The sequence below is a fragment of the Novosphingobium oxfordense genome (assembly GCF_044029435.1).
In the GTDB taxonomy this organism is placed as follows: domain Bacteria; phylum Pseudomonadota; class Alphaproteobacteria; order Sphingomonadales; family Sphingomonadaceae; genus Novosphingobium.
Genome location: NZ_CP147005.1, coordinates 865,451 through 881,239 on the forward strand (window position 1 = coordinate 865,451; position 15,789 = coordinate 881,239).

Sequence of the window (15,789 nt, forward strand, 5' to 3'; positions counted from 1 at the left end):
CGGTTTTGGGCTCGGCCTTGCGCGTGGCCACGCCTCAGGCCCGCTTGCGGCCGGTGGCGGTCTTTTTTTCCGCCGGCTTCTTGGCGGCCGCTTTCCTGGGCGCGCTCTTCTTCGGCGTGTCGCCATCCCCCACCGATTTGCGCAAGGCGGCCATCAGGTCGATCACATTGCCCTTGTCGGACGAGGCCGGCTCCTCGACATCTTCCAGCACCCGCCGGTTCGTCTTCGCCTTGGCTTTCTTGTCGATCAGGCGGTGGAGCGCATCGATGTAGCGATCGTGAAACTCGGCGGGATCGAACGGCGCGGTCTTCTTTTCGATCAGCGTGGTGGCAAGGTCCAGCAGGTCCTTGTCGGGCTTCGCATCGCCGATCTCGCGGAAGTAGCCCTGCGCCTTCTTCACCTCGTCCGCATAGCGCAGCACTTCCAGCACCATGCCGTGCCCGCAGGGTTTCAGCGAAACCAATTGCTCGCGCCCGCGCACGGCCAGCTGGCCGATGCCCACCTTGCGGCTGGAGCGAAGTGCCTCTCGCAACACGATATAGGCTTCTTCCGCCAGATCGTCCGCCGGGACGACGAAGTAGGGCTTTTCATAGTAGAGCACGTCGATCTCGTCCGCCTCCACGAACTGCACGAGTTCCAGCGTGCGGCGGCTCTCGATCCGGACCGCCTCGATCTCTTCCTCGTCGAGCAGGACGTAGTTGCCTTTTGACACCTCATAGCCCTTGAGGATCTCGTCGCGGTCGACCGGGCCGACGCCGGGGGCAACCTTTTCATAGCGGATGCGCTTGCCGCTGGGTTCGTGGATCTGGTGGAACTGGATCGCGGCGCCCGATCGCGTCGCGGGGTAGATCTCGACCGGAATCGAAACGAGCGCGAGCCTGATCTGTCCCTGCCAATATGCGCGTGCGGCCATTGCCCAGTCCTTCGCACAATCCTGTTCGCCGAGATAAGCCGCCAGTGCGGTGCAGGGTTCCCGGCAAGGGGCGGCGATTGTCGCCGAACCATCACGAAACGGTGATCGTGCCGTCATCTGGCTGAATTAGACGAGCCCCCGAATTAGGCCGTAAACTCATAAACGGCACCATCGAGGTTTGAGGCAAAATGGCTCAGCGTCAGGAAGGAAGGCGCGGGAATATGTCCATATTTCAAGGCTTCCTGACGCAGCGATGGGCCATTTTGGTCAAACGAAGTTCACCGCAAGGTAAATCCCGAAGGGACGCCCAAATGGCTTCCATCTCGAACCAAAGCGACCTTGGACGGGCAACCAGCCCGCCCGGCGATCCCTTCGGCCCGAGTTGTTCGCCATTTGGGCGCCTCGATGGTGCCGTTTATGAGTTTACGGCCTAGTGGGGCAGCGGGGCCGAACTGCGGTTCGGCGGGGGACCGGACATGAAAGCCATTTTGCTGGGCGGCGCGGCGGCGCTCGCCATGGGAACAGGCGCGGCCGATACAGAGGCGCGCGCGGCCGAGAGCGACGACTTGTCGAGAGATGCGCGGCTGCCGGGTTCGCACCGGGATGACGGGCGTGGTGACTGGCTTCGGGATGGTGACATCGGCTGGACCGAGGCGGCGCGTTCCCGGTGGCCGGGATCGGCTGGCGGCATGATCGACCTTGCCGGTGGAAGGACGCCGCAACAGGCCGGATGGCGCTTCCAGGCGCGGATGGCCGATTCTTCTAATTTTGCTGCCGCTTTCCCGGCCGCCTTTCAGCGATCGACGCTAGGGCCCGATGGCGCGTTCCGGCACAAAATCGTCGCCTTGCGCTTTGCCGGTGCGGGCGATTTCGGCCGGTTGCGGTTTGCCTATCGCAGAGGCGACACCGCGCGGCCGGTCGGCGAGATGGCGGCGATGCTGGGCTGTGGAGGATATGCTTCGGATTTCGGATCCGGCGATCGGTCCATCGCATCGCCGGCTTGCCTGCCGCCGGTTGCCATGACGGGCGGGGATGCGGCGTTCCACCAGCGGCGGTTCGAAAGGGCGTGGCAGGGCAGGGGAGAGGTCAGCCGCGATCTGGGCGGTGCGGGCACGCTGGTGTTCGGTGCCGACTATCGCAAGACGCGCCGCATGTTCGATGAGGCAGGAGCCTTCCGACCTCGCCTCGGCTTCTCGTCGATCGGCGGCGATCCGTGGGGAATGGTGTCCGGCACGGCGATCATGCCCAATGACGTGTCCTCCACGCTGGGGAGCGACCTGATGGGCGATTTCCGCATGAAGCAGAAGGTGTTTGCCGCGCATACGGCCGCGCAACTCTATTTCGGGGCGGTGACGGTGACGCCGGCCGTGGTTTACGAGCATACGCAGTTGCGCATGGTCGGCTTCCACCTTGACGATCTTGGGCAATCGGCGCTGTCCGTACGGGCCTTGGACCGCCGTCGCAGTTTTGGGGATCTGCTGCCGTCGCTGTCTCTGGCGATGGATCCGGCACCCGGCCTTACGGTGCACGCCGCATGGCATCGCCGGGTGGATCGGCCTGAATTCATCGAGCTGTCGCCGGGCGGCATGTTGGACCATCGCGCCGCGCGCCTTTCGCTGGGCAATCCCGATCTCGTGCCGGGGCGGGGCGACGCGCTGGAGCTTGCGGGGGACTGGTCCTATGCCGAAGGCGGCAGTCTGGGGCTGGGCCTGTTCGCCCAGACGGAGCGCGATCCGGTCTACGTCACCGCATCGCAATTGACGGGTGGCGTCCAGTTGAATGGCCAGCTTTACGACAATCTGGCCGTGCTTCAGCCCGTCAACGCCCAGCGCGGCCGTATCGCCGGAGTTCAGGCCCGCTGGGGCCAGCGGCTGGCGTTCCTGCCCGGTGCGCTGTCGGGGCTTGCGCTGCAACTGACCGCGCGTTGCACTGATGCATGGCTGCGCCTGAGGGACGGTACGGAAACGCGCTCTCCCTACGAATCGCGTCTCATGCTGGGAACGCGGATCGCTTATCGCCATGGCCGCTTCGGCGGCGCGGTGGATTGGCTGGCGGGAACCCCGGCACCGCTGACGGCGGGCGCGGCAGTGCCCGGCATCCGCAGCAGGGCCGCGCTTCGCCGCCTGGATATGAGCACCGGCTATGCCGTCACACCCCGCCTCAGCCTGTTTCTGGAGGGACGCAACTTGACCGACGAACCCGTCCGCCTTTACCCCGGTTCCATGCGCGACTGGACCGTCCCCAACGACCGCTATGGCCGCACGGTCTATGCCGGCATGCAGGCGAAATTCTGATGACCCTATTGCTTCTGCTTGCCGCCGCCGCGCTCCAGCCCGCTGTGGAGCCACAGCCGTCTCTGGCCGCCAAGGAACTGCGCCGAATCCCGGCCGAGGAAGCGCGGCAGGGCGCAACGGCCGGGCATGGTTCGGTCTACGCCATCGGCAATCACGAAATCGGCCGTTATGATGCGAAGACCGGCCAGCGCGTGGCCCGCTGGGATGGCGATCCGGCGCAGTTCCCGCACCTCAATTCCTGCGAACTGGACGGGCGCGATCTGGTCTGCGCGGCATCCAACTATCCCAACGTGCCGATGTCCAGCCAGATCCTGTGGTTCGATGCCACGACGCTGAAGCTGCGCCGCACCCATTCGCTGGGCCACGGCCATGGGTCGTTGACCTGGGTGACCCGCCACGCCGGCGCCTGGTATGCCTGCTACGCCAATTACGATGGCAAGGGCGGCGAGCCGGGGCGCGACCATCGCGAGACGACGGTGGTGCGGCTGGACGATCGGCTGAACGAAACGGCGCTCTGGACTTTTCCCGACAGCGTGCTGGAACGCTTTTCCCCGCGCAGCGCATCGGGCGGTGCATGGGGGGACGACGGCCTGCTCTACGTGACCGGGCACGACCGCCCGGAGATGTACGTGATGCGCGTGCCCGCCAAGGGCAGCGTGCTTGAGCATGTCACCACCATCGCCTTGCCCACTGACGGACAGGCGATCGGCTGGGAGCAAGGGCAGAATCGCGTGCTCTGGTCCATCGAGCGCAAACGCACCGAAATGGTCGCCAGCCGGGTGCCCCCGGTAAAATAGGGCTTCTTCGTTTTCTTCAACTCCGGATCGCCGGACGCGGCGGCGTCATCGGGAAAGCCTGCCGGAATGTGCGGGGCGTAATCGAACTGACGCCGTTTCATCATCACGGCGTAAATTCGATGCCCTAGTCGCACACGCGGGCGGAAACCCGAGATGGGGAGCGACAATGTTCGGATATAGAGGTGCGGGGGCTGCGGGGGCGCAGCTTGCCCGCGCGGCGATGAAGCGCACGTCTGGCGGACGGGTGCAATGGGCAGGCATGCTGTTCGCGATGACGGCAATCGTCTTCCTGTTGGTGGAAGCCCTGGGTGGGCAACCGGCCACGGCCACTGCAATGGCGCGGCCAATCGTGGTCCCCGCCGCGATACCCAGCGACCTTTCGGTCATGACTTACAATGTGAAGGGCTTGCCCTGGCCGTTGGCCAGCGGTCGCCCGCAGGCGCTTGCCGCGATCGGCGACCGTCTTGCCCAGCTGCGCCGCATCGGCCGCCAGCCGCAAGTGGTGGTCTTGCAGGAAGCTTTCATCCCGCAAGCCAAGGCGATCGCCCGGGCGGCCGGTTATGCCTACGTGGCGGTCGGCCCGCAGAACCGCGCAGCGCCGACCGTCGAACAGGCGCTGACGCGGGCCTGGCTTCTGGGCGAGACGGGCTCCGCGCAAGTGGACAGCGGGTTGGTGCTGATGTCCGACCTGCCGATCCGCCAGATCGAGCGCATGGCTTTTCCCGCCACCGATTGCGCAGGGTATGATTGCCTGGCCGCCAAGGGCGTGTTGGTCGCCGAACTGGCGCTGCCGGGCGGCGGCTCGGTGCGGGTGGCCACCACGCATCTCAATTGCCGCAAGGCATCGGGCACCAGTTCGGCCCGCAGCGATGCTGCCTATGAACGGCAGGCGGTGTTCCTGGGCAGCGTGCTTTCACGGCTGCGGGCGGACGGCGTGCCGACGATCCTGGCAGGAGACTTCAACCAGGGCCAGCGGCCGGACCGCATTGCGATGCTGCACGGCGCGCTGGACAAGGTGCCCGGCGCCGAGCGGGAAGATGCACTCAGCCGCCGTTTCGATGCCGATCCGTCGGGCATGGCGCGGCTGTCGGACGCCCAGTGGATCCACCACAAGGCACGCGACATGCAGTTTACCTTCGATGGCGGCGCAGCGCGACTGATGCCGCTGGGCGTCGAGATTCCCTTCGGCACCGAGTCTGACGGGTCGATGCTTTCGGACCACATGGGCTACACCGTCCACTATGCCCTTCGGCATGGCGGACAGACCACCTGACAACTTTAGCAGGCGGGGGTGAAGGTCACTCCCGCTTGTCGCAGCGTACGAGCAAGGGCGGCTGCTTCGTCCGGCGCGTTCCACGCGTGGAACGAGGCGCGCAGGATGTCGCCGCGAAAGTCGTGAGCGAAGCCTGCCGCCGAAAGCGCCGCAGTCGCGCCCGGCGCATCATCGCAGACGAGGCAGAGCGTGCCGCTCCGCGCCGACCAGTCGAGCGATTGGCTTGCCTCATCCTCGAACGCGGCGATGCAGTCGCGATTGTTGGCGAGGATCCGCTCCGGCCCGATTTCCAGCACCGTGCGGATGCCTTCCGCTGCCAGCGCGAAAGGTGCGATCGAAGGCGTGCCGCCCTGAAACCGGCGTGCGTCGGCGGCATAGCGGAAGTCGTGGATGTCGAAAACGAAAGGCTCCTCATGCGCGAACCAGCCCACGTCCAGCGGTTGGAGTGCGGGGATCGCGCCTTCGCGCACCTGAAGATAGGCCGCGCCGGGGCCGCCGCAGAGCCATTTTACGCAAGATCCGATCAGGGCGTCCGCCCCCCATTCCCGCGACGCGGTCGGCAGGATGCCGGCGGACTGAGCAAGATCGATGATCGAGAGGGCTCCGTGACGCCGGGCCAGGGCCGTGATCTCCGCCACCGGTGAAACGAGCCCGGTGTTGGAATGGACGTGCATGGCGATCACTGCCGCCACCGATCCGTCGAAATGGCGTTCCCAGGTGGCCGGATCGGAAGGGTCTTCGCGTGCCGGAATGAACCGTGCGGTCAGACCAAGCCGGACGAGGGGGGCAAGCACGAAGCCGATGGTCGGGAACGCCTGCTCGCTCAGCAGCACCACGCCCTTGCCGGGTTGCGGGGCAAGGCCGGAGAGCAGCGTGAACAGCGCGGCGGAAACGCTGGTTTGCGGGGCGACGGTCGCCGGATCGACGCCGAGCAGAGTGGCGACGGCCGCACGGAAAGTCTCGATCGTTTCCAGCCAGCGCGACCAGGCGCCACCGCCCGCCGTGCGCCAGGGTTCCAGCATTCCGGCCCCCAACACGTCCATGGCGGAGCGGGGCTGGCAGCCGACTGAATGGGCCAGCAGGTAAGGGCCGCCTTCGGGCAGATGGAACAGGCCGCGCACCTCGCTCATGCAGCGTCAGCCTTGGTCCCCGGACAGGATATGCTGTCACGCACGCGGCCATAGTCGTGGCCCCAATCGTCGGTCATTTCCACGCGAACGTCCCATAGCGCCGGGAAGAAGCGATGCTTCGCGCCCGCTTGCAGCAGATCGACCGAGCGGCCCTTGAGCGAGGCGGAGCCCATGCCGATCGAGCGGTGAATCAGGAAGATGTGGTGCCAGCGGAACTTGCCGAACAGTTCGTCCAGTTCGATCAGCGCCTCTGCCAGCAGATAGGCTTCGTCATGCGCGAAGCCCTGGTCGTAGATATCGCGCACGGTGCGGCCGGCACCGGCGACGTAGGCCTTGTCGAAGGTGTGCCAAAGCTCCGGAATGATGCGCAGCAGGATGCGGAATCCCGGCGATTCTTGCCCGCTGCCATTGCCCAGCTGCAGCCGGATTTCCTGATATTCGCGCGGAGACATCGTTTCCAGCAGGTCAAGCTGCGCGGTCATCAGCCGCATCAGGCGGTGACAGCGGCCCAGCAGCGTGTGGGCGCGCAAGGCCCGCTTCGCGGCGATGCACTCGTCGATATCGAGCACGGTCCAGGCGATCAGCTTCATCCAGAGTTCCTCGACCTGGTGGACGATCTGGAACTGCAATTCATCGGCGTTGCACAGTGCGTCCCACGGCTTTTGGCAGGCCAGCAGGCTGTCGGTCTTCAGATAGACCTCATAATCGAGCGAAGCGGGCGCCCCGAACTGTTCGTAAACCTTGGCGCGATCCATAATCTCTCCCCTTCGTGCGCTTTTGGGACGAGGACGATAGCACCGCGCGACTGAAACATTGGTCTTGATTGGTCGGCAATTGCGGGCATCGGGAGAACGGATTAGAAGGCAATTGCAATTTTGGAGAACATTCGTTCCATGCCCGATCTCGATCCCGTGGACATGCGTTTGCTGCGCGCGCTGGAACACGATGCGCGGCTGTCTTTCGCCAGTCTGGGCGAAGTGGCTGGCGTGTCCAAGACGCCGAGTTGGAAGCGCGTGCAGGCGATGGAAAAGGCGGGCGTGATCGCCGGCTATCGCGCGGTGATCGATCCGGCGGGGATCGGTCTTTCGACCAGCGCCTTCGTGCAGGTTTCCATCGAGTTCGACCGGCATGAGGCGTTCGAAAGCGCCGTGCAGGGCGAGCCGGCGGTGCTGGCCTGCCACGCCACCGTGGGGGATTTCGACTACCTGCTGCAAGTCGCCACCGCCGGGGTTCCCGAACTGGACGATCTGCTGCGCAACCGCTTGCGCAGGCTTCCCGGCGTGCGTCATTTCACCACCACGCTTGCCATGCGCGACATCAAGCCGCGCGCCTTTCTGACGGATGCGGCGGGGTAAGGGGCCGCAGTTCCCCCATTACCTACCTTTCGTCATTGCGAGCGAAGGGTTCATCCCCGCCCATGCGGCGAATCGAGGTCCAGCAGCGGCCCCACCGGCACGATTCCGGTCGGGTTGATAGTGCGGTGGCTCTGGTAATAGTGCCCCTTGATGTGCTGGAAGTTCACCGTGCCGGCCACGCCCGGCGTCTGGTAGATATCGCGAAGATAGGCTTGCAGGTTGGGGTAGTCCGCGATCCGGCGCAGGTTGCACTTGAAGTGGCCGACATAGACCGGATCGAAGCGGATCAGCGTGGTGAACAGGCGGATGTCCGCCTCCGTCATCGTATCGCCCACCAGCCAGCGGCTGCGTGACAGGCGTTCCTCCAGCCAGTCCAGACAGGCGAACAGTTGCGCCACGGCGTCCTCGTACGCTTCCTGCTCGGTGGCGAAGCCGGCCTTGTAGACGCCGTTGTTCACGGTGTCGTAGATGCGCGCATTCACCGCATCGATCTCTTCGCGCAGGGCTTCGGGGTAATAGTCGCCCGCCAGCGCGCCCAGCGCGTCGAAGGCGGAGTTGAACATGCGGATGATTTCGGAGGATTCGTTGTTGACGATGGTTCCGGTCTGCCTGTCCCACAGGATCGGCACGGTGACGCGGCCGGTGTAATGCGGGTCCGCCTTTACGTAGACTTCGTATAGGTTCCGCGCGTGGTTGACGATGTCGGGTACCACGCCCGGGGCGGGGTCGAAGGTCCAGCCGCGTTCCAGCATCAGCCAGTTGACCACGGAAACGTCGATCATCGCTTCCAACCCCTTCAGCGCCCGCAGGATCAGCGTGCGGTGGGCCCAGGGGCAGGCAAGGCTGACGTAGAGGTGATAGCGGCCGACTTCCGCCTTGAATCCCCGTCCGCCCTCATGGACCGGCGCGCCATCGGCGGTCACCCAATCGCGATAGGAGGAATCCTTGCGGACGAAACGACCGCCGGTCGATTTCGTATCGTACCAGACATCCTGCCAGACGCCGTCGACCAGCTTGCCCATTGATTTGCCTCGATTGCTGCCATTGGGTGAACATGCAGCATCGGACATCGGCAGCGGGCTGTAAACCGCGCCGGACGGAAATCCGGGGCGGTTTACAGGATGGGAATGCGGCGCGTCGACTTGGGCGGGGTGGGGGGCGTCGACGCGCCGCGCACGGATCGGTCGGTCGGCTTAGAAGCCGATCGATACCGATCCGCGCAAAGACAGGTCCGTATTGCCGTGGCGATCCTCTGCCGCCAGTTCGCCCATCATCGTCAGGCCAATGGTGCCGCCGATGGCGCGCAGGCGCGCGAACCAGCCGCCGGAGGCATCGTCGCCTTCAAGGCGGAAGTCCTGCCCGCCTTCGAAGTGCGCGGTGGTGGCGCCGATCCCGCCGCTGACGACTTCACGCCAGCCACCCTCGGTTTCCATGCGGAACCAGTTGTCGTCACGTCCGGCGGCAGTCATGAAATCGACGCCCACGGTCATGCCGCCGTTCACGCCCAACTCGTCGCTGGTGCGCGATGCCACGGTCAGGTCCAGCGCCTTGCCGCCGCCGTTTTCGGTGTAGCCGTCTTCCTTCAGGCGGACGTAGTCGATCGAGACGGCCGGGCGGAAGAACAGGTACTTGCCGCCACCTTCGTAGGAGACGCCGGCGGCGCCGGTCACGAAGTTGCCGTTCCAGTCGCCATTGATCGTGCGCTTGACCGTCTCGGTACCGGCGGTGCCGGCGAACGTACGCTCGCTGTCGTAGCTACCGCGGCCGATCGATGCGCGAGCGTAGCCGGCGATCGGGCCGCTCTCTCCGCGCCAGTGGCCGGCGAATTCCCAAGAGTTCGACTTGATCTCGCTGGCCGGGCCGCGCGTGTAGCGGTTCCATAAGTAGGAGACGGTGCCGCCGAAGTAGCCGATGCCGGTGGCATATTCGCCGCCCAGCGACATGGCATAGCCTTGCAGATTGTACGACGCACTCTGCCCGGCGCTCTTGTCGCTGCCCCAGAAGGACAGGTTCAGGCGGGTGACGAAGCGGGAATCGCCGAAAACGGGCCCCTGCGGATCCTGAAGCTGACGGATCAGCGTGCGTGCACCCATGCTGATGCCCTCGAACGCGCCACCGGCGTGATCTGGCAGCATCTGGGCCACGTGTTCGCGGAAGGCGTCGCCATTGGTATCGCCCAGGAACACCTTCTCGATCGCGTCATCCTTGCCGATCGCGGCGAAAATCGCGTTATAGGCCGATGCCTGCGAGCGGTTGAGCCCCAGTTCCTGCACCGTGCGGCGGGCGACGTCGACCACGATCGCGTTGGCCGGCGCGTCCTTGTTGAGCGAGGCCTTGAACATGTAGGGCACGAGGTCGGTGGAGGTTTCCAGCACGTCGCGGCCGGTCAGCGATCCGGCGGTGAGCACCTGATAGCTGCCTTCCGCGGTCGAAACGTCGGCCAGGCGGATGGAAAGCTTGGCGCCCTTGGCGAAGGTGGCGTTGCCCGCGACGTTGTAGGCCGAGCCGAGCCCGGCGGCCTTGTCTAGCGTCACGGCCAGAACGCCGGTGGCGCCGACATCGAGCGAGCCGATCGCGGCGGGCTTGTTCACGTCCAGCACGCCGCCGTTGACCTTGACCGCAAGATTGCCCGCATTGGCCAACGCGCCCGAGAATACGGCCGTGTCCGAAAGCGTCAGCGTATCCGCCCCGCCGCCGAAATCGACCGTGCCGACATAGCGCGAGGTGCCCGCAAGGCTCATCGCGTCATTGCCCGAACCGAACGTGACCTTGCCCGTCTGCACCGCGTCGCCGGAGAGCGCCAGCGTGTCATTGCCGCCACCGAACGTGACATTGCCGGTCACCGTGCCGTCGGCGATGGAGAAGGTGTCGTTACCGCTGCCCAACTTCACATCGCCGGTTATGGCAGGGGCGGCGAAGCCCGATGCGACTTGCGTCTGGCGCACGGTGACGCCGCCGGTGTTCGCCGAAAGATCGATGGCCACGTTGCGGCCGCTGTCCGCCTTGGCGCCGGTGGCGGAGATCGTGCCGCTGTTTTCGATCAGGTTGAGCGTGCCGCTGGAATCGCGGATGGCGATGGCGGTGCCGTTCTCGCCGGTTACCGCCTTGATCGTGCCGGAGTTGCGCAGCGTGGGCATGCTGGCGCCGGCGTCGATCTTGACCGCCGTGGCGATCGAGGCGGCGGTGTTGCCGCTGCTGGCGGAGATGGTGCCGCCGTTCTGGACCTGCGCAGTGCTGGCGCCCGCGCCGAAGCGCATGGCGGTGGCGGCGGCGTCCTTCGACGTCGCGGCGACCGAGCCTGTCACGCCCACGCCGTTGGCGATCGTGACCTTTCCGCCAAGCCCGCCGATGACGAGGCCGTTGCCGTCCACGCCGGTGTAGACGCCGTTGCCTTCCACGCCGCCTTCGATCTGCAAGCCGAAGCCGCTGGCGGTGCCGGCCACCGCGCCGATCGCAACGTCGCGGTCGGCCGCGCCGATCACCATGGCCGGGGCCTTGCCGTAGGATGCGACCTTGGCAGAGCCTTCCTTGGCATCATCGATGCCGTCGCCGTCTTCATCGGCCTTGTTCGGGTCGGTGTCCTTGGGCGGCACGGCGAGCACGATGCCGCCAGTGACGTTGCCGCCGATCACCAGCGCCGAACCGCCTTGCAGCAGGTCGTCCGCGTCCAGCTTCGACGGGTCCGCGGGCGAGGTGTTGTAGCGATAGCCGGTGGAGGCGATGTTGCCCTGCACGACCATCGCGCCGTTGACGTCCCCGTCGAACCGGGCGGCAACCGCATTGAGGCCTTGCGCGCCGACCGAGCCGGCCAAGCGGACGTTGCCGTTGATCGTGCCGGCCTTGACGCCCACCACGTTGTCACCGCCCACGGTGGTGGTGCCGTCATGCGTGAAGTTGCCGGTCAGTGTGCCGCCGATGGAAATGCCGGTGGAATTGTTGCCTTCCACCGCGATCGTGCCGCTCTGCGTCAGCTTGCCGGTGTGATTGCCCTCGATCTTGATGCCGGTGCGGTTCGTGCCGAGCGCGAAAGGACCATCGAGGTCCCCGTCCTTGTCGGTATCGGTGGGGGTGTAAGTCTCATCGATGGTGATCGTGCCGGTGTTGACGATGTCGCCGCTGGTCCCCGCCACCACGCGGATGCCGGTGGCACCGTCCGAATTGGTGATCGTGATCGCGCCGGCATTGGACACGGAATTGTTGCTGTCCATCGTGATCGCGGTGCCGGACGTCAGCACCACCGATCCGTCCTTGGTCACGTTGATGGCGTCCGCCGCGCCGTTCTTGATGGTGGAGGTGAGCAGCGGCGTGGTCTTCTTGGTGGTCACATCCTCGGCATGCGCAACGCTCGCTACGGCGAGGAGCGCGGTGGAGGCCAAGAGGTAACCGGGCAGGTAGCGAGGCATCGTCGTCCCTTCAGATCGATTTCGAAGGGAGAGACGGAGGCTAGCGGGGCTGGCCTTGAAAAAAGATTGGAGCGGCTGTTTCGAGCCTCGACGTACCTATCCCGAACAAACCTCGTCATCCCCGCGAAGGCGGGGATCCCGCTTGTTCTTCGCGGGCGGGGCGAGAAGGAAGCGGGGCCCCCGCCTTCGCGGGGGCGACGGAGTTTTGTTTTGAGAGGGCGCGTTTGATGTCGTCGCTTTGACCTACAACGCGGCGCCGTCCGTCAGAACTTCGCGTCGAAGCCCAGTCGCACCGTGCGCGGCCTTAGCGGCGTCACTTGCTCACGCCCGGTCGCCAGCGGCGTGCCCAGTGCGAAACGATTGCCGCGCTCGTCGGCAAGGTTGGTCACGCCCAGCGTCACGCCATAGCCCGGCGTGCCCACGCGTACATCGAACCCGCTGTCGAAATAGTCGCCCTGCAACATGCCCAGGTCTGGCCCGATGCCCAGCCGCGACTTGCCGAGGTAACTTGCCCAGGCATTGGCGGAGAGGGCGAGATCGTCGTCCAGATCGTGGTTCCAGGCCAGCGCCGCGCGGCCGGCGAAGCGGGCGATGTTCGGCACCTGCATCTGCAAGGCATCGAGGGCGCCGGCGGCGAACTGGTACTTGAGCGTGTTGCCCGGCTCCGGCTTGTCGATCCGGCTGTGATTGAACGCGGCGCCGCCTTCCAGGCGCAGGCCGGGCACCAGTTGCACCCCGCCCGAAACGCTGGCGGACCAGACGCGGCCGTCACCGATATTGGCGGTGCTGGGCAGGCCCGCGCTGTCGGTAAAGTCCGCCTGAATGTCCCGCCAGCGCGTGTAGGAAAGGCTGACGGTCAGATCGAACGGGCTTACCCCGGCGCGGCCATGGCGCGCGCCGATCTCTATCGTTCCGGTGCGATCGTTGCGGAAGCGGCGCACGTAGTCGCTCTCGATCGCAAAGCCGCCGGGGCGGAAGCCCTGCTGATAACGGAAATAGAGCTGATCCTGCGGAGAGAACTCCGCGTGGATCGCCAGGGAGGGCAGGAAGGCGGTGAAATTCCGCTTCGCGGTCACGCCTCTCATCGCCATGGCAAAGGCCACTTGCGGCAACACGTCCTCGCCATCGCCGCCAAGGCGCGCCTGCGTGAAGCGGCCGCCGGCAGTGGCGGTGAAGGGCCCGCGCAAGTGCAGGCTCGCCTCGCCATAGAGGGTGAACTCGTCCACCGTGTTGCGCACGCCGGTCGACGTGCTGCGCAGCGAAAGTTCCTCGAAATCGCGGGTCAGCGTGGTGCGATTGTGCGTGTAGCTGGCGCCGATCAGCCAGCCGAAACCGTGCCGCTCCGGCTGCCAGAGCCGGGTTTCATGTGCGATCATGCGCGTGGCGTTGGCCTGTTCGAACAACCGAGGAGCGCCATCGGGTTCGCTGGCGTCGTAGCGTTCGTGCAGGTTCTGCCGCACCGCCCCGGTGGTGGAGCGCAGTTCCAGCCCGCCGATCCGGCCCGAAATCACCAGTTGCCCCAGCGCATAGTCGGCGTCCGACCCTTCGCGCACGCGGGCGGAGTTTTGCAGCGGCTTGCCATCGCGGTCGGCATATTGGCTGTCGTCCGCGCCGATGGACTGGGCAAGGCCCATCACGTCCACCGTCCAGTCCGGCGCCAGCTTCACGCGCAAGGCGGCGCGGCCGGCAAGCACATCGGTGCGGTTGACGTTCTTGCGGCCCAGCAGCGGCTTGTCGATGTAGCCGCCGTAGCTGGCGGTATCGAACGTGGCGCGGAAGGCGGCGGTGTCCGTCGCGATCGGCAGGTTCACGGTGGCGCTGAGGTCGGTGGAAGGCGCGCCGTGCTGCGTCAGCGCGCCGCCCAGGATGATCGAGCCGCCAGTGCGGTCGAACTCGGGCGGATTGGGGATCAGGCGGATGATCCCGCCCAGCGAACCGGCGCCGTAAAGCGTGCCCTGCGGCCCCTCCAGCACTTCCACGCGGGCAAGGTCCGACAGGCGCAGATCCGGGTCCGGCGCATTGTAGGTCAACCGCATGTCGCCGAGGTACTGGCCCACCGTGGCCTGCGTCGGCCCGGTGAAGCTGGAATCGGCGATGCCGCGAATGAACAGCTTGTTGCGCCCGCTGCCGAGATGCGTGGAGGCGACCGTCGCTAGGCGGCGAATGATCTTCTCGCTGCCGCCGACACCGCCGGCGGTCAGGCTGTCTCCGCTGAGGATGGTGACTTGCGCGGGCACCTGTTCCAGCCGCAAGTCACGCTTGGTGGCGGTAACGACGATGGCCTGAGGAGCCGGTTCCGGCGCGGGCTTTGGTGCTGGGCGGGGCGGCGGAACGGGTACGGAAAGGCGCGGCGGTGGCGCTGCTTCCAGCCGCCATGCGGCCGGGCCCACCGGTACGGCGCGGGCTCCGGCCGCGCGGGCCAGTCGCGCTACGGCTTCATGCGTGGCCATGCGGCCGCGCAGGGCGGGAATGCGGCGGCGGGCCAGCGCGGGATCGGCGATGATGATGCTGGTGCCGGTCTGCCGCGCCAGTTCGATGGCGGCATCGCCCATGGCGCCCTCGCGCGTCGCCACCGCTGCCATCTGCGCAGGCGCTTGCGCGGCAGCGGGAAGCGGTACGCCAAGAAGCACCACGCCAAAAAGCGCTACGGGCGAAGCCGTCGCAACAAGAAGCAGGGCCCGGCGCATCGGTTCAGGGGCGGCCGATCACCCAGACTTGCCCCTCGTGACGGACCTGAAGGCCCAGCAGCGCGCCGATCATCTGCGGATCGTCGTGAATGGGGGTGACGAGGATGGAGCCGGAAACCGGCGTTTCCGCGCCGGGCTGCGCGGTGAAGGTGACGCCGGTGGCGCGGGTGAGGCGCGCGGCCACTTCGGACAGCGGCGTTGCGTCGAAGGTCAGGCGGCCATCGCGCCATTCGCCCACTTCGCGCGGCGGCACGTGGCCCACCGTGACCTTGCCCGCATCCGCAACCAGCCGGTCGCCGGGGGCAAGGCGCAAGTTCTCTCCCTTGGGATTGAAGCCCACCGCGCCTTCGGCCACGCCGACGCTGAGGTGCGTGCCATCGCGCGACACGTCGAACACGGTGCCAAGATCCACCAGTGTGGCGTCACCCGCCTCGACATGGAACGGGCGCGCGGCATCGTGGCGCACGGTGAACAGCGCCTGCCCCTTGTCGAGCACGGCATAGCGCGGGTCCTTGCGGTCCAGCCGAACGGTGGTGCCGCCGGCCAGATCGATGCGCGTGCCGGTTTCCAGCTCCACCGTCCGCATCTGGCCCGGCGCGGTCTCCACCGCATAGATTTCGCGCGAATGGGTCTGCCAAAGCCATACGCCGCCCACCAGCGCGAGCGAGGCGGCGATGGCGCTGCCCAGCCAGACGCGGCGGGTGGGGGTGGCAACGGGAACATCGTCGATCACGTCGTTCGCCGGTTGGGCCGCGGCAAGTTCCACCGCGTCGATCACGGCGGCGTTCACCGCGTCATAGGCGCGGGCGTGCGCGGGATCGGCCTCCAGCCAGAGCATGAAGCCGTCCCAGTCGTCGAAACCGGGCTCGCCGGTCCGCACGGCCCAGCGGGCCGCTTCCTCGCGGATCATCTCGTCACTCATCACGCGCTCCTTCTG

The 15,789-nt window shown here is 66.4% G+C and carries 11 protein-coding genes; 4 read left to right on the top strand and 7 right to left on the bottom strand.

What is annotated here, in order from left to right:
* Positions 1-34 precede the first annotated feature (34 nt).
* Positions 35-913: a Ku protein gene (locus WBP07_RS03975; RefSeq protein WP_395394393.1), complete on the bottom strand. Its 879-nt coding sequence runs from the start codon at positions 911-913 to the stop codon at positions 35-37.
* 476 nt (positions 914-1,389) lie between these two features.
* On the opposite strand from WBP07_RS03975, the gene WBP07_RS03980 reads away from it, so the two are divergent.
* From WBP07_RS03980 to WBP07_RS03990, 3 genes are all read left to right on the top strand, one after another.
* A complete protein-coding gene (locus WBP07_RS03980; protein ID WP_395394394.1) occupies positions 1,390-3,207 on the top strand; it encodes a TonB-dependent receptor in 1,818 nt (605 codons plus the stop codon).
* Positions 3,207-4,004 carry a hypothetical protein gene (locus WBP07_RS03985; RefSeq protein ID WP_395394395.1) on the top strand — a complete coding sequence of 266 codons (798 nt, stop codon included), beginning with the start codon at positions 3,207-3,209 and terminating at the stop codon, positions 4,002-4,004. The genes WBP07_RS03980 and WBP07_RS03985 overlap by 1 nt, the downstream gene beginning before the upstream one ends.
* A gap of 166 nt (positions 4,005-4,170) precedes the next feature.
* The gene (locus WBP07_RS03990) at positions 4,171-5,277 is read left to right on the top strand and encodes an endonuclease/exonuclease/phosphatase family protein (protein WP_395394396.1); all 1,107 of its coding nucleotides are present in this window, start codon (positions 4,171-4,173) and stop codon (positions 5,275-5,277) included.
* Between the two features lie 5 nt (positions 5,278-5,282).
* On the opposite strand, the gene WBP07_RS03995 is transcribed toward WBP07_RS03990, so the two are convergent.
* Together WBP07_RS03995 and WBP07_RS04000 are read right to left on the bottom strand one after the other, a co-directional pair.
* A complete protein-coding gene (locus WBP07_RS03995; RefSeq protein WP_395394397.1) occupies positions 5,283-6,407 on the bottom strand; it encodes an aminotransferase class V-fold PLP-dependent enzyme in 1,125 nt (374 codons plus the stop codon).
* On the bottom strand, positions 6,404-7,162 hold the full coding sequence (locus WBP07_RS04000; protein ID WP_395394398.1) for a tryptophan 2,3-dioxygenase family protein: 759 nt from the start codon (positions 7,160-7,162) through the stop codon (positions 6,404-6,406). The genes WBP07_RS03995 and WBP07_RS04000 overlap by 4 nt, the downstream gene beginning before the upstream one ends.
* A gap of 138 nt (positions 7,163-7,300) precedes the next feature.
* Here WBP07_RS04000 and WBP07_RS04005 point away from each other — a divergent pair, with 138 nt between their 5' ends.
* Positions 7,301-7,762: an Lrp/AsnC family transcriptional regulator gene (locus WBP07_RS04005; RefSeq protein WP_395394399.1), complete on the top strand. Its 462-nt coding sequence runs from the start codon at positions 7,301-7,303 to the stop codon at positions 7,760-7,762.
* A 50-nt stretch (positions 7,763-7,812) separates the two neighbouring features.
* Here the strand turns inward: WBP07_RS04005 and WBP07_RS04010 are convergent, their stop codons facing one another.
* The 4 genes from WBP07_RS04010 to WBP07_RS04025 form a co-directional block, all read right to left on the bottom strand.
* Positions 7,813-8,784 carry a glutathione S-transferase family protein gene (locus tag WBP07_RS04010; protein ID WP_395394400.1) on the bottom strand — a complete coding sequence of 324 codons (972 nt, stop codon included), beginning with the start codon at positions 8,782-8,784 and terminating at the stop codon, positions 7,813-7,815.
* Positions 8,785-8,955: 171 nt separating this feature from the next.
* On the bottom strand, positions 8,956-12,165 hold the full coding sequence (locus WBP07_RS04015; protein ID WP_395394401.1) for an autotransporter domain-containing protein: 3,210 nt from the start codon (positions 12,163-12,165) through the stop codon (positions 8,956-8,958).
* Between the two features lie 263 nt (positions 12,166-12,428).
* On the bottom strand, positions 12,429-14,798 hold the full coding sequence (locus tag WBP07_RS04020) for a TonB-dependent receptor (RefSeq protein ID WP_395394402.1): 2,370 nt from the start codon (positions 14,796-14,798) through the stop codon (positions 12,429-12,431).
* A gap of 58 nt (positions 14,799-14,856) precedes the next feature.
* Positions 14,857-15,774, bottom strand: a complete 918-nt coding sequence (locus WBP07_RS04025) for a FecR family protein (protein WP_395394403.1) — start codon at positions 15,772-15,774, stop codon at positions 14,857-14,859.
* Positions 15,775-15,789 lie beyond the last annotated feature (15 nt).